24 protein-coding genes and 1 pseudogene are annotated in these 24,880 nt (G+C 33.9%); all 25 read left to right on the top strand.

Annotation, left to right across the window (positions count from 1 at the left end):
* Positions 1–201 precede the first annotated feature (201 nt).
* Entirely contained in the window at positions 202–354 is a 153-nt protein-coding gene (locus HNP81_RS04630; protein WP_182501737.1) for a hypothetical protein, read from the top strand.
* An 82-nt stretch (positions 355–436) separates the two neighbouring features.
* Positions 437–616 (top strand): annotated as a pseudogene (locus tag HNP81_RS04625) (excalibur calcium-binding domain-containing protein); the annotation flags it as partial.
* A gap of 313 nt (positions 617–929) precedes the next feature.
* Entirely contained in the window at positions 930–2,396 is a 1,467-nt protein-coding gene (gene xylB / locus HNP81_RS04620; RefSeq protein WP_182501736.1) for a xylulokinase, read from the top strand.
* A gap of 29 nt (positions 2,397–2,425) precedes the next feature.
* On the top strand, positions 2,426–3,442 hold the full coding sequence (locus HNP81_RS04615; protein ID WP_182501735.1) for a LacI family DNA-binding transcriptional regulator: 1,017 nt from the start codon (positions 2,426–2,428) through the stop codon (positions 3,440–3,442).
* Positions 3,443–3,493: 51 nt separating this feature from the next.
* Positions 3,494–5,005 carry a sugar ABC transporter ATP-binding protein gene (locus tag HNP81_RS04610; protein ID WP_182501734.1) on the top strand — a complete coding sequence of 504 codons (1,512 nt, stop codon included), beginning with the start codon at positions 3,494–3,496 and terminating at the stop codon, positions 5,003–5,005.
* 1 nt (position 5,006) lies between these two features.
* A complete protein-coding gene (locus HNP81_RS04605) occupies positions 5,007–5,984 on the top strand; it encodes an ABC transporter permease (RefSeq protein ID WP_182501733.1) in 978 nt (325 codons plus the stop codon).
* A gap of 62 nt (positions 5,985–6,046) precedes the next feature.
* Positions 6,047–7,018 carry a substrate-binding domain-containing protein gene (locus tag HNP81_RS04600; RefSeq protein ID WP_182501732.1) on the top strand — a complete coding sequence of 324 codons (972 nt, stop codon included), beginning with the start codon at positions 6,047–6,049 and terminating at the stop codon, positions 7,016–7,018.
* A 74-nt stretch (positions 7,019–7,092) separates the two neighbouring features.
* Positions 7,093–8,124, top strand: a complete 1,032-nt coding sequence (locus HNP81_RS04595) for an NAD(P)-dependent alcohol dehydrogenase (protein WP_182501878.1) — start codon at positions 7,093–7,095, stop codon at positions 8,122–8,124.
* Between the two features lie 445 nt (positions 8,125–8,569).
* Positions 8,570–8,818, top strand: a complete 249-nt coding sequence (locus HNP81_RS23725; RefSeq protein WP_246399237.1) for an anti-repressor SinI family protein — start codon at positions 8,570–8,572, stop codon at positions 8,816–8,818.
* 32 nt (positions 8,819–8,850) lie between these two features.
* The gene (locus tag HNP81_RS04585) at positions 8,851–9,036 is read left to right on the top strand and encodes a hypothetical protein (protein WP_182501731.1); all 186 of its coding nucleotides are present in this window, start codon (positions 8,851–8,853) and stop codon (positions 9,034–9,036) included.
* 782 nt (positions 9,037–9,818) lie between these two features.
* Positions 9,819–10,019: a YwzD family small protein gene (locus tag HNP81_RS04580; protein ID WP_182501730.1), complete on the top strand. Its 201-nt coding sequence runs from the start codon at positions 9,819–9,821 to the stop codon at positions 10,017–10,019.
* Between the two features lie 114 nt (positions 10,020–10,133).
* The gene (locus tag HNP81_RS04575; protein ID WP_182501729.1) at positions 10,134–10,472 is read left to right on the top strand and encodes a helix-turn-helix domain-containing protein; all 339 of its coding nucleotides are present in this window, start codon (positions 10,134–10,136) and stop codon (positions 10,470–10,472) included.
* A gap of 37 nt (positions 10,473–10,509) precedes the next feature.
* Positions 10,510–11,226 carry a YveK family protein gene (locus HNP81_RS04570; RefSeq protein ID WP_182501728.1) on the top strand — a complete coding sequence of 239 codons (717 nt, stop codon included), beginning with the start codon at positions 10,510–10,512 and terminating at the stop codon, positions 11,224–11,226.
* On the top strand, positions 11,213–11,899 hold the full coding sequence (locus HNP81_RS04565) for a CpsD/CapB family tyrosine-protein kinase (RefSeq protein ID WP_182501727.1): 687 nt from the start codon (positions 11,213–11,215) through the stop codon (positions 11,897–11,899). The genes HNP81_RS04570 and HNP81_RS04565 overlap by 14 nt, the downstream gene beginning before the upstream one ends.
* Positions 11,900–12,018: 119 nt before the next feature.
* Entirely contained in the window at positions 12,019–12,786 is a 768-nt protein-coding gene (locus HNP81_RS04560; RefSeq protein ID WP_182501726.1) for a tyrosine-protein phosphatase, read from the top strand.
* A gap of 380 nt (positions 12,787–13,166) precedes the next feature.
* Positions 13,167–14,999, top strand: coding sequence for a polysaccharide biosynthesis protein (locus HNP81_RS04555; RefSeq protein ID WP_182501725.1), 1,833 nt, complete (start codon positions 13,167–13,169; stop codon positions 14,997–14,999).
* Between the two features lie 82 nt (positions 15,000–15,081).
* Positions 15,082–15,651 carry a sugar transferase gene (locus tag HNP81_RS04550; protein ID WP_182501876.1) on the top strand — a complete coding sequence of 190 codons (570 nt, stop codon included), beginning with the start codon at positions 15,082–15,084 and terminating at the stop codon, positions 15,649–15,651.
* 17 nt (positions 15,652–15,668) lie between these two features.
* Positions 15,669–16,562, top strand: coding sequence for a glycosyltransferase family 2 protein (locus tag HNP81_RS04545; RefSeq protein WP_182501724.1), 894 nt, complete (start codon positions 15,669–15,671; stop codon positions 16,560–16,562).
* 24 nt (positions 16,563–16,586) lie between these two features.
* Positions 16,587–17,372 carry a glycosyltransferase family A protein gene (locus tag HNP81_RS04540; protein WP_182501723.1) on the top strand — a complete coding sequence of 262 codons (786 nt, stop codon included), beginning with the start codon at positions 16,587–16,589 and terminating at the stop codon, positions 17,370–17,372.
* 223 nt (positions 17,373–17,595) lie between these two features.
* Positions 17,596–18,789, top strand: coding sequence for a glycosyltransferase (locus HNP81_RS04535; RefSeq protein WP_182501722.1), 1,194 nt, complete (start codon positions 17,596–17,598; stop codon positions 18,787–18,789).
* A gap of 4 nt (positions 18,790–18,793) precedes the next feature.
* Positions 18,794–20,113 carry an O-antigen ligase family protein gene (locus HNP81_RS04530; RefSeq protein WP_182501721.1) on the top strand — a complete coding sequence of 440 codons (1,320 nt, stop codon included), beginning with the start codon at positions 18,794–18,796 and terminating at the stop codon, positions 20,111–20,113.
* Positions 20,114–20,331: 218 nt separating this feature from the next.
* Positions 20,332–20,856: an acyltransferase gene (locus tag HNP81_RS04525; protein WP_182501720.1), complete on the top strand. Its 525-nt coding sequence runs from the start codon at positions 20,332–20,334 to the stop codon at positions 20,854–20,856.
* Positions 20,857–21,127: 271 nt separating this feature from the next.
* Positions 21,128–22,111 (top strand): glycosyltransferase, encoded by a 984-nt coding sequence (locus tag HNP81_RS04520; RefSeq protein WP_182501719.1) that lies wholly within the window; start codon positions 21,128–21,130, stop codon positions 22,109–22,111.
* Between the two features lie 9 nt (positions 22,112–22,120).
* On the top strand, positions 22,121–23,599 hold the full coding sequence (locus HNP81_RS04515; protein ID WP_182501718.1) for a lipopolysaccharide biosynthesis protein: 1,479 nt from the start codon (positions 22,121–22,123) through the stop codon (positions 23,597–23,599).
* A 68-nt stretch (positions 23,600–23,667) separates the two neighbouring features.
* Positions 23,668–24,864: an ATP-grasp domain-containing protein gene (locus HNP81_RS04510; RefSeq protein WP_182501717.1), complete on the top strand. Its 1,197-nt coding sequence runs from the start codon at positions 23,668–23,670 to the stop codon at positions 24,862–24,864.
* The last annotated feature ends 16 nt before the right edge of the window (positions 24,865–24,880 follow it).

The raw sequence follows: 24,880 nt of genomic DNA, 5'->3' as shown, positions 1-24,880 counted from the left end.
TAAGAAACAGCATCGGCTCCACCTGCGCCAATACCACGATAGCCACGCATGCTATCCACCTAGGTTTTAGTATAGGGATATATTGTTAATTCGATATAATGCTTGTATAAAAGAAATGTAAAAAAATGTTGATGTTTATTACAGATCATTGAATGAAGATTTCATGCCTGGACAATCTAGGGATGAAGGGGTGTGTCGAACATGAAAAAACAAAACCATACTGAGGAACCAATAATTGCTGAAGGAATTGACACAGAAGACGAACTTGAAAAGACAGCATCGACAGAAGAAATCGCAAAGGGCGAATATACGAAAGTCGTCACATTATCATTAGACGAAAACGACCCAAGTTAGCCTCATCATCGTTTAGAAACGGTAATTTGGGTTTTTTTAATTTTTCTATTCGTTCAACCACGGTTGAAGCAGCGGCTACTAAAGCAAAACGTGCAAAAACTGCACAGAACTGAACAAGGACTATCAAGGCGGGGTAGCTAAATCTTCCACTGTAAAAACCAAAGGCGGAAAAACAAAATACAAATCTTTTGTATCGAAAACATTATATGATGCGAATAGTAGCAAAGATCGTGATCATGATGGCATTACTTGTGAGCGTTAATTCTTGATGCGGAAGTATTTAATGATGAAATGACCTTGCGGAGAATAGTTTCTGCAAGGTTTTTGACTTTTTTTTGTGAGAAGAACATTTTTCTCATGCCAGCCCATCATCTTGGTGCCAGACTCTTGCTTTACAATAATACGAAGTACCATACCATTCACGTTTTAGCGTTTATATCAGATAAGGAAGTAGGTTAAGTTTGTCTCTTACACTAGGAGCTAGAGTTTTTTCTAAAAAAATATTGACAATGTTATGAAAATATAATTTAATAAAAGTACTTACTTAAACGTTTAAGTAAAGGAGGGATAGTGAAATGTTTTTAGGTATTGATATTGGATCAGGTGGCACAAAAGTCATCTTACTTAATAAAGAAGGAAAAATGATAGAGTCTTGTGAAGTTTCCTATTCATTTGATGTTCCGAAAGAAGGTTGGACGGAGCATGATCCTGAAGAATGGTGGCTTGCTGTAAAAAAGGCTTTAAAGACATTATTTATACATAATGACCCCTCATTTGTAGAGGCAATTGGAGTCACTGGTCAAATGCATAGCAGTGTTTTATTAGATGCTAATGGTGAGGTTATACGAAAAGCCATTCTTTGGAATGATCAAAGAACTGAAAAAGAATGTAAAGAAGTTTTAGAGACAATTGGTGAAGAGAGATTTCGCTCTTTAACCATGAATACTCTTTTTCCTGGTTTTACCCTACCTAAAATAATTTGGTTAAAAAGAAATGAGCCAGAAGCATACAAACGCATTGCTACGATAATGATGCCTAAAGATTTTATTAATTATAAATTGACAGGTGTTATGGCAACAGAAGTTACAGATGCAAGTGGTACAGGAATTTTTGATGTTTATAACAGAAAATGGAATAAGGATCTTATCCATGAACTTGGATTTAATCCTGAGTGGTTTCCACCGGTCTTTGAAAGCATAGACGTGATTGGGGAGATTGGTAGTACGGCTGCAAGAGCAATAGGGTTAAAGGAAGGAATTCCTGTTGTAGCTGGGGCTGCGGATAATGCGGCGGCGGCAATTGGAAACGGTGTCTTTAATGAAAATAAAGGACTTATTAGTGTAGGCACTTCAGGAGTTGTATTAGTGCCAATTAATAACAGACCTGATAAAGAATTGCTGACAAAAACAAATTCTTCGTTGCACATATTTTGCCATGCTTTACCGAATACATGGTATGCAATGGGAGTAACGTTAACTGCGGGAGAGTCGTTAAAGTGGTTCCGGAAAGCTTTTGAATTGGCGGAAGACTATGAAGAATTAATATTAAAAGCAAAAGATGTAAAAGCAGGTGCAAACGGACTAATTTTCACACCATATTTATCAGGTGAACGGACACCACATAATGATTCAACGGCTAGAGGCGGTTTTAACGGAATGAATTTGACTCATCGTAAAGGTGATTTTGTACGAGCTGTATTGGAAGGGGTTTCATATAGTTTGAAGGACTGTCATGAACTGATAAAAAATATAGCTTCCCCTGAATCATTTGTGATTACGGGTGGTGCAATAAAAAGTGAGATTTGGAGTCAAATATTATCAGATGTCATAGGTGTTAAGCTAAAAAAATCCGCGCGATTTGAAGGACCGGCTATTGGTGCTGCAATCTTAGCTGGAATGGGAATTGGCTTCTTTAGAGAACCTGATGAAGTAACGAATGGAGCAGATGATGTTATAATAACCCCTAGCACAGATCATTATTTGCTATATAAAGAGAGCTTTCATAAGTATCAGAACTTATATAAGCAGTTATCCAGTAAATAATGTAATCGGATAGTAGAGGGAGATAGTAAATGGTACAAAAAAAGCGGCCTACGCTATATGATGTAGCAAAACAGGCAAATGTTTCAATAGCAACGGTCTCGAATGTGTTAAACAATAAGGATGAAGCAAGTGAAGAAACAATCCAAAGGGTCAATGAGGTCATTAAACAAATCGGCTATTCCAGAAATGAATCAGCTAGAAGCTTAAAGAGAGGCGAGAGTAAGCTAATTGGATTAATTGTACCTGATAACAACCCTTTCTTTACCGAAATATTAGACGGGATTCAACAGGAATGTGAATACTATGATTGGCAGGTTGTCGTTGCTAATTCCGAGGAAAGTGAAAAGAGACAAAATCAGTTAATTGAATTGTTGTCCGCACAACAAGTAAGTGGGATTATACTTGCTCCTGTATCGGAAACATTAAGTACTACTAAAATAAAAGCAAATGCACCGATTGTTTTAATTGACCGTGAAGTAGAAAATGTTAAATTGCCCGTCATTAAGGCAGATAATGTTGACGGATGTTACAAGGCTACAAGGAAGTTACTGCAAAACGGTCATAAAAGAATAGGGTTAATCTTGGCTTCACCAGGAATTAGTACGACGGTTCAAAGAAAACAAGGATATGTCGAAGCTTTAACTAGTCAAAACATACAAATTGATGAAGAGTTGATTCAATTTGGGGGAAACAATACAGGGACGAAGGCACAAATAGATGGGGGCTATCAGGCTGTCATAAGAATGATGAACTTGTCTTCACCACCAACAGCTATTTTTGCTACGAATCACCTGCTAATGATAGGGGCACTTAAAGCCATAAAAGAACAAAATCTTAGTATTCCAAAAGATATTAGTTTTATTGGTTTTGATGATCATCCGTGGCAAGAAATAAGTTCTCCGAAGTTAACGATCGTCTCACAACCCGCTTTTGAAATGGGCAGGCAGGCAATTCATGCCTTGCATAAATTGAAATCTAAAGATGAGATTATCACGACCTCATTGCCATTGAAGTTAGTTATTCGTGAATCATGTGGAACAGCTTAATGTTCCACTAGATTTTCTCTTTAACTTAAACGTTTAAGAAGGAGGTTCCCAATGTACGATCAACAATTATTAGTAGAAATGAAAGGGATTTCAAAAGTGTTTAATGGTGTTAAGGCCCTTCGCAATGTGAGTCTAAAGATTCGTAAAGGAACCGTTCATGCCCTCATGGGTGAAAACGGAGCAGGGAAATCAACAGCAATGAAGATTTTATCTGGTATCCATAAACCAACCGAAGGGTCCATTTTAGTAGAGGGAAAAGAGATTTTTCTAGATAATCCTAAAATGGCTTTAGACAATGGAATCGCGATGATTCATCAAGAATTAAGCCCCATTTTTGAAATGACTGTAGCGGAAAATATTTTTTTAGGAAGAGAGCCCATTTATCCTAAAATTCATTTAGTGAACTATCCGAAAATGTATAAAGATACGAAAAAGATGTTTGAAAACCTTGGTTTATCGATTGATCCTAAACAGAGAATGAAAGAATTGAGTGTTTCTGAGATTCAAATGGTTGAGATTGTAAAAGCTGTTTCATATGATTCGAAAGTAATCATTATGGATGAACCTACTTCTTCTCTTGCAGATAAAGAAGTAGAACAACTGTTTAGTATTATTAATCGATTAAAAAAAGAAGGAAAAGGAATTATTTATATTTCACATAAGATGGATGAAATTTTCCAAATTGCGGATGATATTACTATATTTCGAGATGGAGAATATATTTCTACGAACTTAGCAAAAACGCTTGATCATGATTCATTAATTAAGCAAATGGTAGGAAGAGAGCTAACGGATATTTTTCCTGAAAGAAGTAAGTCAGTAAAAGACCAAATCGCTCTTAGTGTAGAAGGGATTACTGCTAAAGGATACTTTCAAAATGTTAGTTTTCAATTAAGAGAAGGCGAAATCTTGGGGTTGACTGGATTGATGGGAGCAGGTCGAACAGAAATTGCTAAAGCAATCTTTGGCATGATCCCTCTCGAGAGTGGAACAATCAAACTAAAAAATAAAGAAGTAAAAATAAAAGGACCGAAAGATGCGATTAAACATGGAATTGCTTTTGTAACAGAAGATAGGAAAGAAGAAGGGCTCGTCTTGCCCATGTCTGTGAAGCAAAATATAACGATCTCATCACTCCATAAATTCACGTCAGGACCCATGATGAAACGGGATTTAGAAACCCAAGTAGTCGACGATATGATTAAGAAACTTAAAATTAAAACATATAGTCGAAATCAACTTGTAGAAACACTGAGTGGCGGGAACCAGCAGAAAATTGTCTTAGCAAAATGGCTGTTAACCGATCCGAAGGTTTTAATATTAGATGAACCGACTAGGGGAATCGATATCGGAGCTAAGACAGAGATTTATAAGTTAATGGATCAACTTACGAAAGAAGGATACTCCATTATTATGATTTCATCGGAAATGCCTGAAGTTTTAGGAATGAGTGATCGAATTATTGTGTTGAGTGAAGGGAAAGTAACCGGAACACTTCGTCCAAAAGAGGCGACTCAAGAGAAAATATTAAGTTTGGCTACAGCCAATAAAATGGGGGTTTAATATGAATAGCCATGTGTCTACAAACAACACACAACTAATCAAAAAGAGAAGTCCAAAGTTTGGCCACTTATTATCAGAATATGGCATATTACTTGCTCTAACTGCTTTGGTGATTGTCATCACGATATTAAGTCCCAACTTTTTAACTACTTCTAATATGTTGAATCTTTTTAAACAGGTATCGATTAATGCCATTCTAGCTATTGGTATGACCTTTGTTGTTTTAACAAAAGGAATTGATTTATCTGTAGGTTCCATCTTAGCTTTTTCAGGGATTGTTACCGCTTCATTAGTTACCGGAAATGATACAAATTTATTTCTTGGAATAGCTGCTGGTTTGGGAACTGGCCTTGTTCTTGGCCTCGTTAATGGACTTGTTGTTGCAAAATGGAAAGTAGCGCCTTTTATTGTCACACTTGGTGTCATGTCCATTGCAAGGGGACTTACCTATATTTATAGTAATGGTCGGCCGATTTCAGGTTTGTCCAATTCGTTTTTGGTTATTGGAACAGGTGGATTTTTAGGGATACCAATTTCTGTTTGGATCGTATTAATTGTTTTTGGTTTTTGTAGTGTATTACTCTATCGTACTAAATTAGGCCGACATATTTATGCTGTAGGAGGAAATGAAAACGCTGCAAAAACATCTGGGCTGAATGTTGATAGAACATTAATGTCTGTCTATTGTATTAGTGGATTACTTGCAGGTCTTGCTGGTGTCTTGCTTACGTCTCGTGTTTCTTCAGGTTTACCACAAGCTGGAATGTCTTATGAATTAGATGCGATTGCAGCAGTTGTTATTGGTGGAACTAGTTTAGCTGGTGGACGAGGCCGTTTATGGGGGACGTTAGTAGGAGCACTGATTATTGGCGTTTTGAATAATGGATTAGATCTATTAGCTGTTTCTTCTTATTGGCAGCAAGTGGTTAAAGGGACAATTATTATTATTGCTGTTTTAGTAGATCGTAAGAGAGTGTAAATAGGGTAAGAGAAGGGTTAACCTTTTTTTAATAAAATTTAAATGACAAAGGGGAATTTATGATGAAAAAAATTAAAGGGTCACTATTACTGCTCGTTCTATTAATCATGACCACAATGGTCGCTGCTTGTAGCTCCAATCTTGAAACAAGTTCAGGTAGTGGAGATAGCAAACAAAAGAAAGATTCTGATTCGATTAAAATTGGCTTTCAGGTTTATGGTCTACGAGGAGAATTTGCAACGAATCTAACGGAAGCAATGAAAGCGCATGCGAAGGAAATAGGGGTAGACCTTGTAGTAATGGATGGAAACTATGATGTTAGCACAGCTATTTCACAATTAAAAAACTTAGAAAGTCAAAAAGTAGATGCGATTATTGTGAACCCCATTGATGAAGAAGCGTTAAATGCAACTGTGGATGAGATTGTTAATGCAGGCACACCGGTATTAGGCGTTAATGCGTTCTTGACATCTGAAAAATTAAACTCTTATATTGGTTCTCCAGATGTTGTTGCCGGTGAAACAGAAGCACAACAAATTGTAGATGCATTAGGTGGAAAAGGGAATGTTGTTCTATTAGAAGGTCCAATTGGACAAACTGGCCAAACAAAAAGACGTGAAGGAATAGACAATATTCTAGAAAAAAATAAAGACATTAAATTAATCGCAGAGCAAACAGCAAACTGGTCTAGAGCTGAGGCTATGACCATTATGGAAAACTGGATTCAAACACACGGTGATAAAATTAATGCCGTTATTGCTCAAAATGATGAAATGGCAATTGGAGCAATCAATGCGCTACGTGCCAAAGGTATGACAGATGTACCTGTTGTAGGTGTTGATGGGGTTCATGATGCCCTTCAAGCAGTCAAAAAAGGTGAAATGATTGCAACAGTGTACCAAAATGCAATAGAACAAGGCAAAACAGTTGTTGATATGGCAGTGAAAGCAGCCAAAGGGGAAACCATTGAGAAACAATATGAAATTCCTTTTGAGCTAGTAACAGATGAAAATGTTGATGAATATCTAAAATAATTTTGTTAGAGGAAGTGGTCTACGTGATAATTGAAAAGCCGAATCTAGATGATTCTAAACATATAAAAAGTACGATGGATGCTGCAGTACTAACCGAAGTAAAAAATATTGAAATACAGAAAAGGGAAATTCCAACACCAGAAGCTGACGAGGTTTTAATTCGAATCAAAACGGTAGGGTTATGTGGATCAGATGTTCATTATTATGAGCATGGGAAAATTGGCGACTTTATTGTAGAAAAACCCATTATTTTAGGACATGAGGCATCAGGAGAGATTGTCAAAGTTGGTGAAAAGGTTACGGAACTTCAAGTGGGACAGCGTGTATCTATCGAACCTGGGGCGACTTGTGGAAAATGTGATCATTGTAAAGAGGGACGCTATAATCTATGCCCACATGTAGAGTTTCTTGCTACGCCACCCTATGATGGGGCTTTCTGTGAATACATTGCCATGAGAGCGGATCTAGTTTTCCCTATTCCAGACAGCATGAGCTTTGAAACTGCAGCACTAATTGAGCCATTTTCAGTCGGAATCCATGCCATTAGCCGAGGAAAACTTCAATCTGGAGAAACGGTTGTGATTATGGGAATGGGACCCATTGGCCTAGTAACTGCAGCAGCGGCAAAAATGGCTGGGGCAAAAACGATCATCGGAGTCGATTTAGAGCAAAGTCGTTTGGAGGTAGCGAAAGAAATGGGAGCAACTCATACAATCAATTTACGCGAAGACAATCTTGACGATAAAGTCATGAAATATACGAATGGTGTTGGAGTCGATCTTGCCATTGAAACAGCCGGTAATCCGAAAGCTGTACAAGGAACGATTTCATCGGTCAGAAGAGGCGGAAGAGTCGTCATTGTTGGAATGTCCCCTCAAGATGAAGTACCTGTCAGCATTAGCAAGATTATTGATAAAGAAATTGATCTAATGGGTGTCTTCCGTTACCATCACACCTACCCAAAAGCCATTGAAATGCTTGCTAGTAAAGAAGTTGATATTGAGAAAATGATTACAAATCAATATCAACTCACTGACGTGAAAGAAGCGTTTGAAAAGGCTATTCATGATAAGACGAATACATTGAAAATTATGATTAATCCTTAATCTAGGGTACCTGTTTTTTGTACCTGTCACACCCCGAATAATCTTGTTCATAGGAAAATAGAAAAGGAGAGCAATTACCTTTTGGGTAAACGGCTCTCCTTTTTGGCTAGATTATCATATCTAAGTATATCCATGAGTGTCTATTACAATCATGATCAACGCCTCATTATGTATTTTCCGACTTTCTTGCTAGAAGCAAGCCGAATAAACTTGTTTGTTAATAATTTAAACACGTTTTGAGATTTCTTTAGCCTCTACTCTCTTTTGCGAAGTCCTATAATAACCTTCTTTACTTGTGAAAGAACTCTACATCATGGTTGATATTCCAACTAATGTCTAAGTAAATTCCATATACATTTCTATATTGTTAAAATCAGAAAACTTTGCTGAGAAAAAAATTGACAGAATTATTTTTAATAGATTGAAAATATAGGAAATTTGACATATGATATTCTTAATAAAGAACGAAATTTCTCGAATAAGAACAAAAAGTCGATCATATGGGGAAAAAGAATGTCAGAATCTATATTGGGGGATGGGACGATTGTATACATTGGACAAGGATATAGATCAAGAATGGCTCTTTTTAATAGAAGAAGCGAAAAAAATAGGGTTATCAATTCAAGAAGTTCGGAAGTTCATTACAAAGAACTCCATTAATATGGATAACGAAGAACAGCTAAAACCTAAATAAATAACTTTTTATGGCATAGGGAAGTGAGAATATTGGAAGAAGTGGATAAAAAAAATAACAACCAATCTATACAGGCATCGAGATACCAGCAACAATGGATGTACGAAACAGCTCGAAAGAACAATAATAAAGAGTCTGAATTACAAGAAACTCTTATGGAAACTTTAAACCGTATTGAAACAAAGCTTGATATATTACTTATGCAGCGTTATAAGTAGTAGAAAAGATATACTTGTTTTATGGTATTTTTTTGTAGGGGAAATTTTGAATTAGAGTTGACAGATTATATAGAAAATGGTAATTTAATAACGTAATAGTTCTTTATAATGAACAAATTGGTTTTATTTAGTGAATATTTTTTATTTATCACTAATTGTGTTCTTTATAAAGAAATTTTCGTGAGTGGAAAAAATGAAAGACGGATAGCCATTTTATTGTTCTCAGTAAGAGCAAGTGAAGAAGAAAAATAATAAATCAAGAAATTCACTGTATAGTAATAATTCATGTAGATTTTTTTTGTGTTTATGTTCGTTATTGAGAACAAAAATGAACTTAATAAAGTCTGTTCGTTTGGTGATGTCTCCTTACCACTATAAATGGAGGCACTCGATTACGCTGTGGGTTGAAATAAACCTTAGACGCAAGTCGTCAAGAGTGTGGTGAGAGGAGGGGTTAAATGCCCCATTTTATTATTAAAGTATTAAATTATGAAGTTTCTAAAGGGAACTCGTAATTTAGTACTTTAATAGTTGGTTTAGAAAAGGAGCTGTCAGGTATAGAAAAATTTGTTGGAAATGCAGTAGTTTATTCTATATTCAGGCATCTAGTATATAACAAAAATGTAGTTTTAAGCATGCTGAGCGTTAAGTTCTGCACGTATTCCTAAAATTATCTCTCCCTGATGAAATGTATTTGAAAAAGTATTAATCGGGTAGAAAACCCACCTAAAACGATAACAGGGATTTCTAGCAGAAATAATAGTAGGGAATGGTGAAGAATATTGAACTCAGAGTTATTAAATCAAGAAACATTTAAAAACATTTTAACATATGCCTATAAACGAGGAAATGAAGTAAAAGATATGACAGTAACGATTTTAGTTGAAGAAATTAAGCAACAATTTATAGCTGCGATCTCAGAACGAGAGGTAGGAATAAATACTACTACTACTTACATCGAAGAATTAGAAGTGAAAATATGAAAGAATGGCGGAGTTACTTAAATCGTGAAATTAATTCTTAGGCTAGAGAAGTAAGTGGAAGGAAGGTAAGTGTTCAACAGGTATACGTTAAAAAAGGAATAAAGAGGTAAATGGATGATTGGGGAAAATATAGTAAAAATTCGAAAAAGGAGAGGATACAGCCTCTCAAAGCTTGCGGAACTAACAAATATATCGAAATCTTACTTAAGCAATATCGAGCGTAATTTGAACAAGAACCCGTCCCTTCAGATTATGTTAAAGATCGCAGCCGTTTTAAACGTAGATCTCGAAACTTTATTAAAGACCGACAAGGACGAGGATACATATATTGAGAAAGAATGGGTCGACTTTGTAAAAGAGCTAAAAGAATTAGGAGTGGAAAAAAAAGAGATTAAACAATACAGAACCTTGATTGAATTTATTAAATGGCAAAATCAACATTCGAAAAACTAAATAAAATTCAATTTTAATCTATTTTCTGGAGGTTTATATGGAGGAAACAATTAGCATTAGCGATATTTTTAATACCCTTAAGAAACGTTGGAAGTTAATCGTGTTTCTGGCAGTGGTTGCAGCATTAATTAGTGGTGGCATTACTTATTTTGTAATAACACCTGTATATCATGCATCAACACAAATCTTGGTGAATCAGAAAAACGAAAACAATCAGATAGACGCCACCCAATTAAAAGTGAATATAGATGTGATTAATACGTATAGTGTAATCATAAAAAGTCCCGCCATATTGGATAAAGTCAAAGCAAATCTTAATCTTACAGAAAGCGTAGCGCAACTCAATCAAAAAATTACCGTAAATAGTCAAGATAACTCCCAGGTCTTTTCATTGGCTGTTCAACATAGTAATCCAGCCATGTCAGTACAAATTGCTAATGAAGTAGCTGAAACATTTCAAAGGGAAATTCCAGCAATTATGAACGTCGACAATGTAACTATTCTGGCAAAGGCTGAGAATCCCATTCATGTCGGTCCAAACCCATTATTGAATATTAGTATAGCGGTGGTTGTTGGCTTGATGCTTGGTATAGGATTGGCGTTTTTATTAGAGTATTTGGATAACACGTTAAAAGATGAGCGCGATGTTGAAATATACCTCGGACTTCCGGTACTAGGATCGATTCACAAATTTTCACCAGGAAAGCAAAGATCTAGAATACAAAAAGTAGGAAGTGAACATGTTGCGTCTTAAATGGAAAAATAAACAGGTAAGGCAAGTCAACTTAATTGCGCATAGTAGTCCTAAATCACCTATTACTGAAAGATATCGACTGATCAGAACGAATATTCATTTATCCTCTGGAGATAAAGAAATCAGATCAATCGTCGTAACATCAGCTGAACCTTCAGATGGGAAAACTACTACAGCCGCCAATTTAGCCATTGTCTTAGCACAGCAAGGGGAACAAGTTCTACTTGTAGATGCCGATTTAAGGAAACCTTCAGTTCATTATGCATTTAACGTCAATAATATTCATGGACTGACTAGCGTGTTGACTAAGAGGATTAGCCTAGATAAGGCGATTTCCAATACGCATGTACCCAATCTGAATATTTTAACTAGTGGCCCTATTCCACATAATCCTTCGGAACTATTAGATTCCAAATCTATGGAACTATTAATGGAAGAGCTGAAAGGGTTGTTCGAATATGTAGTGTATGATACACCGCCTGTACTTGCTGTCACAGACCCACAAATTATGGCACATAAATCTGACGGTGTCGTCATAGTTGTATCTAGTGGTAAGACTTCTCGAGACGGTGCTGTGAAAGCAAAAGAATTGCTGGAAAAAGCGAAGGCACAATTACTTGGAGTGGTAGTGAATGAAGTGAAATCCAAAGCTGACTATTACCAATATGGATAAAAAGAAATCCGACAAATGAAACTCATGCCAATGCAACTATTGCTGGTTATGAAAAAATTTGCGGTTTTTTTAATGGAAATTCCATTCTTTCATCTTAGATTTGAAAAGGGGTCTTGTAAGTGTTAATCGATATACATTGTCATATTCTACCCGAGGTTGATGACGGAGCCCTTGACTTGTTGGAGTGTTTGGATATGGCAAATACCGCGGTAGGAGCTGGGATTAATCATCTATTTGCAACACCGCATCACATGAATGGGCAATATATAAATAAGAAGAATGAGATTCTTGCTCGAGTAACTGAGGTTAATAAGCATTTACAACAAGAGACGATACCTCTTACCATCCATCCGGGACAAGAAGTAAGAATTCATCAACACTTAATAATCTCATTGGAAATGGATGAAGTCTTAACTTTGGATAATAGAGGAAAATATTTATTACTAGAACTGCCTTCTGGCTATGTGCCTATCTATACACAAGAAGTAATCTACCAGCTATTAATGAAGGGAATAACACCAATTATTGTTCATCCTGAAAGAAATCGAGAATTAATAGAAGATCCTCATCTCCTTTTTCAATTGGTTCAGCAGGGTGCATTAACCCAACTTACATCTGGAAGTGTAATCGGTCTGTTTGGCAAAAAGATTAAATCCTTTTCTGAAAAAATCATAGAACATCACTTAGCCCATTTTATTGCAACGGATGCACATAATGTTGGTTCAAGGGGCTTCTCGCTTCAAGAGGCTTTTGAAACGATCACAAAAACATATGGAATAGATCATACATTGAATTTTAAAGAAAATGCCCTAACAGTGCTCCAAGGTCAAAGCATCTCCATCGAACCGCCGATTCCAATTAGAAAAAAGATCTTGGGTATTTTTTAGAAATTCACCTACTTGGGCAACATATTAAATTTTGGTTATAGGCAATGAATCTATGAAAGTCTTAGAAAAGAATCAATTGGTATCATATAAAGGGAAGGATTGATTAATTAATATGACAAGATTTGATGATTATCCAAAATCCATAAAAAAAGCAATACGTTACATAAAACAAGATGCACCTTTAGTCCAATTACCTCAATTAGAAACGGTACTATTTAACTCAATAAAAAAAAGAAAAGAAGTGCTACTAAACAGTAAAACAGCACAGTAATAATTTTAGAACTCTTTTAAATCATCTAATTATATGGGGAAGACATAGAAAAATTTATTCATAGATGTAAGACGAGCATACAATACTATTTTAAAAGGAGGGTTTTTGGTTGGCATACCGGAAGCGACTAACATTATTAGCTCTATTAGATTCCATAATCGTCTTAGCAGCTATTTATGTAAGTTATTTAGTATTACATCCATATTTAGAAATATTTAAGCTAACTGCACTATTAGTCAGCTCAGTTTCTCTATTAATTAGCCATCATATCTTTGCTTCGATTTATAAACTATATAAAAAGGCATGGGAGTATGCAAGCATAGGAGAATTAGTCTCTATTGTTAAAGCAGTAACCCTCTCTATCATTGTAACGGTGATTGTTCAAGTGACGGTGTTTCAAGATGTATATGTCAGGGCTCTAGCGTTGACATGGATGTTGCACGTACTTCTAATTGGTGGTTCTCGTTTCTCTTGGAGGATGTTACGGGATCATTTCATAAAAAATCAAACCGAAATCAAAAATACATTAGTTATAGGTGCTGGGTCAGCAGGAACGATGGTTGTACGTCAACTTCTAAATAATCATGATACGGAATTAAAACCAGTAGCTTTTATAGATGATGATCCGAATAAGAAGAAATTAGATATTCTAGGTATTCCTGTTGTGGGCAGTTCTAAACAAATCTATGACATTGTAGAACAATATCATATTGATAATATTGTAATCGCTATTCCATCCTTAAATAAAAAAGAATTGAAGGCCATCTTTGATGAATGCATGAAAACGAATGCCAAAACACAAATCATGCCTATGATTGAGGATATTATGTTAGGAAAAGTGGCTGTCAATCAATTTAGAGAAGTGGAAGTAGAAGATTTATTAGGAAGAGAACCAGTAGAATTAGATATGAATAGTATTTCGGAATATGTTACGGATAAGACCATTCTAGTAACTGGCGCAGGTGGATCCATTGGTTCTGAAATTTGCCGACAAATATGTAGATTTTCTCCTGAAAAAATTATTCTACTCGGGCATGGAGAAAATAGTATTTATCAGATTGATATGGAACTAAGAAAGTTGTACTCGGATCAAATTGATATGGTACCAGTTATCGCGGATATTCAAGATCGAGAAAGAATTTTTGAGGTGATGGATAATTATAAACCAGATGTTGTTTATCATGCTGCTGCACATAAGCATGTACCGCTTATGGAATATAATCCTCGTGAAGCAGTTAAGAATAATATCTTTGGTACAAAAAACGTTGCCGAAGCGGCAGAAACGTATGGTATTGGCACGTTTGTCATGATTTCATCAGATAAAGCTGTTAATCCAACAAACGTAATGGGATCAACTAAACGAATTGCGGAAATGGTCATACAGCAGCTAGACGAAACAAGCACAACAAAATTTGTTGCTGTTCGCTTTGGGAATGTTTTAGGAAGTCGAGGTAGTGTAATTCCGCTATTCAAAAGGCAAATTCAAGCTGGTGGCCCAGTGACGGTTACTCATCCAGATATGACTCGATATTTTATGACGATTCCTGAAGCCTCACGGTTAGTTATTCAAGCTGGATCTTTTGCCAGAGGTGGAGAAATTTTTGTCTTGGATATGGGTGAGCCTGTTAGAATTGAGGATTTGGCAAAAAATCTGATTCAATTGTCAGGATATACTATAGAAGAAATTGGACTAAAATACACCGGATTACGACCTGGCGAGAAGATGTTTGAGGAATTATTGAATGAAAATGAAGTTCATACAGAACATATCTTTCCAAAGATACATATTGGAAAGTCCGGGATTGTGGAAGGCGAAGTATTGTGGGAGTTTATTAACAGTTTACATGTTAAAAACAATGCAGAGTTGAGAGAATTGCTTATTACAATCGCTAATACAAAGCAAGACTTAAGCAGGATGATGAGAGAAGTAGTTAATTTATAATCACTTATGTCTAACAAACTTAAGAATAAAGATTACTAGATGAAGGGGAGATTAGGTGGAAATTTATCCAATATGCAAACGAATGATTGATTGTTTATTATCTTTAGTTGCCTTACTAACTCTTTCGCCCATTTTTTTATTGATAGCAATAATCATAAAAATTGATTCTAAAGGTCCAGTATTTTTCAAACAAAAACGTATTGGGAAAAATAAGAAAATTTTTTATATTTTAAAATTTAGGACAATGAGAACAAATACTCCAAAAGATATGCCTACACATATGTTGCAGAATCCAGAAGCTTTTATAACTAAAATTGGTAAGTTCCTAAGAAAGACAAGTCTTGATGAATTGCCACAGATAATAAATATATTAAAAGGTGAAATGAGCATCATTGGTCCTAGACCTGCTCTTTGGAATCAGTATGATTTAATAGCTGAAAGGGATAAATACGGCTCAAATGATATATATCCGGGCCTAACTGGTTGGGCTCAGGTTAATGGCAGAGATGAGTTGCCATTAGAAATAAAAACTAGACTTGACGGAGAATATGTAGACAGAATGAGTTTTGCCTTCGATGCTTTAATTTTTTTAAAAACAATTTTTAGTGTGTGTAAGGGGGCAGGGATTAAAGAAGGTTCAGAAAGGATATGACCATTTGAGGTGTTATTATGGAGAAAAAAGTAAGCGTGATTATACCAACATATCAGCGTATAAATGAACTTAGGATGGCTCTCACATCTGTAGTAAATCAAACATACACAAATATAGAGATAATTGTTATTGATGATAATGAACAAGAAAGTGAGTACAGAGATCAAGTTCAAAAAGTTATTAATGAATTTTCATCTATGAAAATAATTTTTAAACAAAATAAAGAAAATCTAGGTGCTGCAAGGTCAAGAAATGTTGGTATTTATATGGCAAGTGGAGATTATATAACATTTTTAGATGACGATGATATATATGAGGCTAATAAGGTCAAGAGACAGTTAAACTATATGTTGAATAATGATTTGGAAATGTGTTTTACAGATTTAATATTAAAAAACGAAAAACAAAAAATAGTAGATGTTAGAAACAGAGAAAATCTAAATGAATTTAATCAAGATTCTTTACTGAAGTATCATTTAATGAACCATTTAACAGGTACTGATACTTTTATGTATAAAAGTGAGTTGTTAAAAAAGATTGGTGGCTTTAATTTTATTGATATAGGTGATGAATTTTATTTAATGTTAAAGACTATTGAAAGTGGAGCTAAAATTGGATATTTAAAGGGTTCCGATGTTATTGCATATGTGCATGGTCAAGGTGGGTTATCAAATGGAGAGGCGAAAATAAATGGAGAAAATGATTTATACAATTTCAAGAAAAAATATTTCTATTTATTCTCAACTAAAGAAAAAAATTTTATTAGATTTAGACATTATTCTGTTTTGGCGTTTGCAAATTTTAAAAGAAAAAAGTATCTTGTTTCTATTAAAAATATAGTACAAGCCTCTTTTTTTAATCCGTATTACGCCATTAAAAGTATACCATTAGCGGTAAAAAATTTTTTATAGACATTAAAATAGTAAGGAGACATTATGGATATCGAAGTTTTAGTATCGACAATGCATCAAGAGGATATGTCAATAATCAATAAAATGAATATCAGAGGAAACGCTATAATTGTAAACCAGTGTAATTATTATGATTTTACAGAGATCAACGAAAAAAGCAGATATATCAAAAAATATTCATTTAATGAAAGAGGTATTGGTTTAAGTAGAAATACTGCGTTAATGAGGGCTGAAGCAGATATATGCATTTTAGCTGATGATGATGTGAAATACAGTGATAATTACCAAAACATTGTTTTAGATGCATTTGAAAATAATCAAAAAGCAGACATAATAATCTTTAATGTGCCAAGTTTAAACAATGATAGACAAGGACCCAAAGAAATAAAAAAAGATTCGAAGGTTAATTATTTTAACTTTATGCGGTATGGAGCGGTTAGTATTGCATTTAGAAGACAAAGTGTAATCAGAGCCAATGTATTTTTCTCTTTATTATTTGGTGGCGGTGCTAAATATAGTGCGGGTGAAGACACTTTGTTTATATATGAATGTATAAAAAAAGGATTGGAAATATATACAAATACCGCTCAAATAGGAACAGTCAGTCAAGAAGATTCAACGTGGTTTAAGGGGCATAATAAAAAATATTTTTATGATAAAGGAATTTTATATGCTACTCTATCTAAAAAATTCTCCTATTTATTAATTTTACAGTATGCAATAAGAAAGTATAATTTGTATAAAAATGAAATGGGAATGTTTCAAGCAATAAAATATATGACAGAGGGAAGAAGAAATCATTTTGTATAAAATTTAATCTTCTAGAAGCAATAAGATATACATCCACTTTGGATTAATGATTTGGATTAAAAACAACAACTTGTTTGAGTTTCTATAACATGAAATTATTTTGTTAAGTATTTCTTTAAACAGTTTTTCCAGTTGTAGTGCATCTTAATAGATAGATTAAACCATTTATATCATATTCATATTTCATTCTAGGAATAAAATCATCTATTAGCTGGAGGTACGTATGGCGAATGAAAAGAAAAAAGTTCTTATTGTGAATAATAACCTTGCAACTGGTGGAGTGCAGCGGTCTTTAGTAAATCTGATTAATCAAGTAAAAGATCAATATGATTTAACACTATTTATTTTTGACTACAGTGGAGATTATGTAAATTTAATGCCTTCTAAGATAAAAGTAATTGAGGCATCACCATTATTAAAATTGCTTGGTATGTCTCAAGCACAGACAAAAAATCTAGGTTTTATGTACTATGCCGCCAGGGCTGCTTTTGCATCATATACAAAAACTTTTAGCAATCATTTACCTATATCCCTGCTTGTATCAACTCAGAAAAGGTTATCAGGGTTTGATGTTGCAATTTCATTTTTGCACAACGCTGAAGAAAAGTCACTGTATGGTGGATGTAATGCTTTTGTGTTGAAAAGAGTAAATGCTAATCAAAAGATTACATTTTCTCACTGTGATTTTTCAAATTATGGGGGAAATACACCCAGAAACCGAGAAATGTATAAACATTTTGACAAGATAGCTACTGTATCAGAAGGATGTCAACAGAGCTTTATAAAAACCATTCCAAGCCTTGCAGAGAGAACTCATTGTGTTTATAACTGCCATAACTATTCAGAGTATATTAATAAGGCCAATGTTAACCCTGTTGAATATCCCAAAGATAGTTTAAATATTGTAACAGTTGCCCGGTTAAGTCCTGAAAAGGGGATTTTAAGGGGGGTTCAGGTCATAAAAAGACTCGTTAATGAAAATTACAGGATACGATGGTATATTGTTGGTGACGGTGCGCAAAAAAGCGAGGTTGAGAATGAAATCAAAATAAATCATTTGTCAGAGCACGTTACTTTATATGGTAATCAGGAAAATCCATACAGATTCATCAGAAACGCAGACCTGTTTTTTCTACCCTCTTTTCATGAAGCAGCACCGATGGTATTTGATGAGGCTAAGTGTCTTAGTGTACCGATAATTACTACAAATACTACATCTGCAAAAGAAATGGTAAGGGATGGCTTAGAGGGTATTGTTTGCGGAAATAATGAAGAAGAAATATATATTGCAATAAAAAGAGTTCTGGATGATCCTCTTTTTATTGAAAGGTGTAGAGAATATCTAGGGAAACAAAATTACACAAACGAAACAGCGGTAGAGCAGTTTAGGATGTTGATATCGGACGGGGAGCTATAGAAAAATGGCGCAGTTTAGGAAAAGTAATGTAAAGTTATTGATTTTAGCTTTAATAAGCGTACTCATTCTTTCTATTGGACATGCCTATAGTAATCAAATATTGCTGTTGGGTTCATTGCTGTTGTTCGCAGGGGTAACATTGGTACCAAACAAAAAATACTTTTTGCCAATTATGCTATTTTATCTTCCATGGTCCCCAGTACTAAAGATAAATCCCGGTACATTTACATTCTTTACTCTTGTTGTTCCATTTGTCTTTCTACTTATTAGCTTAAGCGACTTTAAAAATAGGTTGTATTATAGGGAATGTATATTTGTTCCATTATTTTTTGTTGCTTACACACTGCTAGTTAAACTCTTGAATGGATACGCTATAGATATGTCTTATTTATTTTTTATTATGATGCTCTTTTTTATTCCCATTTACGTCAATAGATATGGGAAGAACATTGATTTTGAAGCGTGTGTATTATATTTAACAGTTGGCGTTTTGTCGGCTGGTACTGCCGCAAAAATACTGATGAATTTCCCTCATATGCTTAGATATATCGATGTTTATGAGTGGGAAAAAATTGGCTTAACTCGGTTAAGTGGTTTTTATGGTGATGCTAACTTTTACTCAGCGAATATCCTTGTGACGATTGCGTCACTTTTAATAGTTTTGTACAAAACGAAAAATAAAACAATGATAGTACTTCAAATTGTTTCGATTATGGCGTTATTGTATTACGGTATGCTTTCTGTTTCAAAAATGTTTATATTATGTGTTGCTGGAATAGCCGTACTTTGGGTGTTTAGTCTTGTATTAGTAAAGCGTAATGTATTATATAAGATTGGAATGGGTTTAACTATATTACTTGTTTTGGTGATAGGTATTGCAAGTAATTTGTTCTCTGAACAGATAGAACTTTATTTAATTAGATTTGGAATGGTTACGGATACTCAGTCATTAACCACCGGAAGAAGTGGATTATTTGAAATATATATTAATTATTTATTTTCGAGTATTGTCAGTTTGTTTTTCGGAGTGGGGCTTTCTTCAATGGAACTTGTCAGTACATCAGCCTCTCACAACACTTTAATACAAATTATCTATCAAGTTGGTCTGTTGGGTTCAATTTTTCTAATTGTTTGGTGGTGGATGGTGTATTCAATCTTATCCAATAAAGTGAAATTACGCACTTTTGAAAAATACTACTTTTTGATATTAATAATTGCCTACTTTCTGCCGTGGTTATCACTTGATATGCTTTATTTTGATGAATTTTTCTACATAATACTCTTGTCAATATTAGCAAAAAATTATATAACGACATATTATTAAGTGCTGAATTTATTAAAGAAGATTAGCGGTGATATTAAATGATTTCACTAAAAAATATTAACAATAGGATTCAGATAATACTTTTTTAATAGAAAAATAATATAAATATATATTTCCGAGGTCAAGATTTGCATTAAATTAATTTAATTTTATGAATTGTTTTCATGAGTGTCCCTGGGATAAATCACCTAAAAAATTGTAATTTGAGGCGGAAGAACATGTTGATTAAAGTAAGAAAGATAATTGGTTATTTAATTTATAACTCATTTGCAAAGCATTTACCAGTGTCATATGAGAGATTTAGTTTCTTCTCAAAACAGATAAGACAAATATGTGGAAAAATGCTTCTAGATAGGTGCGGAAAAAACGTAAATATCGAAAAAGGTGCAAGTTTTTCAAGTAGAGTGACGATTGGGGATAACTCAGGAATAGGAATAAGAGCCTCTATACTAGGTCCTTGTCATATTGGAAATGATGTAATGATGGGACCAGATTGCGTAGTTTATACCAGAAATCATAAGTTCGATAGAATTGATATTCCTATGTGGAAGCAAGGGTTTTACGACGAAGAACCTGTAATTATAGGAAACGATGTATGGATTGGTGGAAGAGTAACGATTTTACCTGGCGTAAAAATAGGAAATGGAGTAATTGTTGCTGCTAATGCTGTAGTAACTAAATCAGTTCCGAATTATGCTGTTGTCGGTGGAAGTCCAGCAAGGATATTGAAAATGAGAAACTAATCTAAACGATTGGGTAAATGTAATAAAATAAAATTCGTAATTTCAGAAAAATAAATTTAATAATAAAATTCTAATTATTAAAAATTAGTCGATACCTTAAACAGACATTCAAGTTTAACTATTTGGAGAAATTATCTAGGTCGGTTAATTACTATTAAATTTAAAATATATATACTATTTTGAGTGATAAGGCATAGGTTTAGTTTCTTAGAAAATCCACCCCATAAATTAAGTGTTCGTGCGTTCAATATGATAAAAGGGGAACTAAAATATGAATTTGCTAGTAAGTATTAATTGCATTACATATAACCATGAAGAGTATATAGCGGATGCTATAGAAAGTTTCTTAATGCAAAAAACAAACTTTGATTTTGAAATTCTTATTGGGGAAGATTGTAGTTCAGATAAAACTAAAAAAATTGTAGAAGAGTATATGCAAAAATATCCTAATAAAATAAGGTTAATAACGTCTGATAAAAATGTTGGGGCGAGAAAAAATGTACTGAGACTTATTGAAAATTCCAGAGGGAAATATATTGCGCAGTGTGAGGGTGATGATTACTGGACAGATTCATATAAACTACAAAAACAAGTAGATTATATGGAAAGTCATCCGGAATGTAGTTTATGTTTTCATGCAGTTAAGATAGTAAATGTCAATGGAAAACCAACAGGTGAGGAGGTGAGACCTTATACTAGAAGCGATATTAGCCCAATAGAGGAAATAATTTCCCGCACGACATTTTGTCCAACTGCATCAATTTTATACCCTAAAAAGTTAATGGAAAATCCATCTGATTTTTTTATGAATGCACATGTAGGAGATTATGCATTGCAGATGATGCTTACTAGTCAAGGGTATGCTTACTATATCGATAAAATCATGTCGGCATATAGAATAGGCGGTAAAGGATCCTGGACAAGTCAATTAAATTCAGGGGAAAATGTAACAGAAAAATATATCAGGGTTAAACAAGGAGACATAAAATTATTAGAAGAGTTCAATAGATATAGCATTAACAAATATTTTACTGTAATTGAAAAGACTAAAATGAAAAGGGAGTTTGAAATACTGGTACTTAAGAACAAAATAAAAGAGATAAAAAAATCAAAGTATAAAGTATATTATGACGAAATAAGTATTAAAGAAAAATCAAAAATCAATTCAAAATATTATTTCCCTAAATTATATTCAAAGATAGTTGATATAAAGGGCTACATTGATGGATATAAAAATAATAAGCTGAAAAAGTAGGAACATATAATGCAGGAAACAAGTTCTTTAAAAAGAAAAACGATCTCAGGTTTATTTTGGAGTTTTGCTGATTTGGTGGCAAACCAGGGGATTCAATTTATCCTTCAAATTATACTTGCCCGATTATTATTACCTGAACATTTTGGTCTAATAGCAATGATTGCAATATTTATAGCTATCTCTAACTCTATTATCGATAGCGGGTTTACTCAAGGCTTGATTAGAGAGAAAGATGCAAATCAAGAGGACTATTCTACAGCCTTTTACTTTAACTTATTTATGGCTTTCGTAATGTATATTGTAATATTTATTTTAGCTGATACTATTAGTGCTTTTTTCGGGGAAGATCAACTGGTTCCAATATTGAAGGTGCTTTCTTTAGTTCTTATCTTTAATTCCTTCGGGATTATCCAAAGAGTATTACTTATAAAGAAAGTGGACTTTAGAACTCAAACGAAAATTAATATAATTTCAGGAATTATTTCTGGTATTGTAGGGATAATTTTTGCTCTAAAGGGCTATGGTGTTTGGAGTCTTGTTGTAAAAACGTTATTAATGCAACTTATCCAGTCCCTGTTATTATGTTTTTTTATTAAATGGATACCTTCATTTGTATTTAATGTTAATTCATTTAAAAGGCTCTTTGGTTTTGGTTCTAAGCTACTAGTATCAGGATTAATTGATACAATTTATAACAACATTTATTTTATTATTATCGGGAGAGTATTTTCAACTGCACAACTGGGATATTATACAAACGCAGTGAAATTAAGAGACATTACTTCGCAATCCATTACTGCTTCAGTTCAACGTGTGACTTATCCTGTTCTTAGTGGTATGCAAGAAGATGGGGAAAGACTGAAGCATGGGTTTAGAAAGATTATAAAGACGTCTGCCTTTATTAACTTCCCAATTATGCTGGGTTTAGCGGCTATTGCCAATCCCCTTATCCATCTTTTTTATGGGGATAAATGGACGTCTTCAATATTGTATTTTCAATTGTTGTGTGTTGCCGGAATGTTGTATCCACTTCATGCAATAAATCTAAATATTCTTCAAGTCAAAGGAAGATCAGATTTATTTCTTCTTTTAGAAATAATAAAAAAATCGGTTTTAACAGTATTTATTATATTGTCTTTATGGTTTCAATTGGGGATTATTGGTCTGATTTGGGCGGCAATCCTAAATTCATTTGTGTCACTCTTTATTAACACTTATTTTTCAGCAAAGGAAATTTCTTATGCGCTTAAAGAACAAATAACAGATTTGGTACCTATTTTTGTTATGACTATATTTATGGTGGGAGTTGTGTCACTCAGTGGAATGATACTGCCTGAGGGCAATGTCATTAAATTGGTTTCTCAAATTAGTATCGGTATTGTCATTTATGTGGTGGTGAGCAAACTAGCTAAAATAGAAGAATTAATAACAATATATGGCTTGTTTGTGCCTTTATTTAAAAGAATGAAGCAAAAACTTAGCCAATAAATAGTAAATATCAAGAATTTAGTGATTTTATTCTACCCCATAAAACGAAATAATTTGAGGTGTTATTTTTGAAAAAAATTATGTTTCTCGGGGGTTCTACCCAACAAATACCAGCCATAAAATACGCTAAAGAACAAGGTTACTATACGATCTTATGTGATTATCTAGCTGATAATCCTGGACAAAATTATTCCGATGAATTTCATTGTGTAAGCACTACCGATAAAGAGTCTATTTTGGAAGTCGCTAAGAAAAAGAACATTGACGGGATTGTTGCATATGCTTCTGATCCTGCAGCCCCAACGGCAGCTTATATAGGTAACAAATTAAATCTACCCTCTAATCCTTATGAATCGGTATTGATTTTATCTAAAAAGGACTTATTTAGAAGGTTTTTAAAGGAACATGGGTTTAATTGTCCAAGAGCAGAAAGCTTTAGAACCATAGAAGAAGCAAAGAATAGCATGCATAAATTTCAATTTCCTATCATGGTAAAGCCAACAGATTCTTCTGGAAGTAAGGGAGTCTCACGAATAGATTCTAATGAAGAATTTGAAAGTGCATTTGAACTTGCCATTTCTAACTCTAGAGAGAAAAGGGTAATCGTTGAAGAATATATTGAAATGGCTCATGAGTATATGATAGGTGGTGATATTTTTGTTATCGATAGAAAATTGGAATTTTGCGGATTTTTAAATTGCCATAGAGATAAACAAGTTAATCCTTATGTTCCTATAGGTAAAAGTTTTCCTCTACTTATTACAGAAGAGCAAATAGATATAGTTCGTAATGAACTCCAAAAGGTAATTGATCTTTTAAAAATAAAAATGGGTGCTTTGAATATCGAAGTAATGTTTGATAAAAACGGAAAACTATACATTATCGAAATGGGTCCAAGGAATGGAGGAAATATGATACCCGATTTATTAGAGATGATTACGGGTGTCAATTTAGTTAAGGGTACTGTTGAGGCTGCGATGGGCAATCATGACTTTAATATTATATATGAGCAAAAAGAGAGATATTACTCTACCTATGTACTTCACTCTGCTGAAGAAGGGAAGTTAGTTGATATTGTTTTTAAAAATGGGATAGATAAAAACATTGTTAACCAAGTTATATATCAAGAAAAAGGGTCCGAAATAGAAATCTTTAATGGGGCAAACAAAGCTCTTGGTATTATTTTTTTGAAATACGGCAGTTTAGAAGAATTAAAAAATAAGATGAAAAATATGAATCAATATATTAATATTCTGTTGAAATAAGGTTTGAAAAGAGGAT

Source organism: Peribacillus huizhouensis (genome assembly GCF_014138605.1).
GTDB classification, from domain to species: domain Bacteria; phylum Bacillota; class Bacilli; order Bacillales; family DSM-1321; genus Peribacillus; species Peribacillus huizhouensis.
Note: the sequence above shows the minus strand (reverse complement) of the source record. Positions and strands in the feature narration are given on the sequence as shown.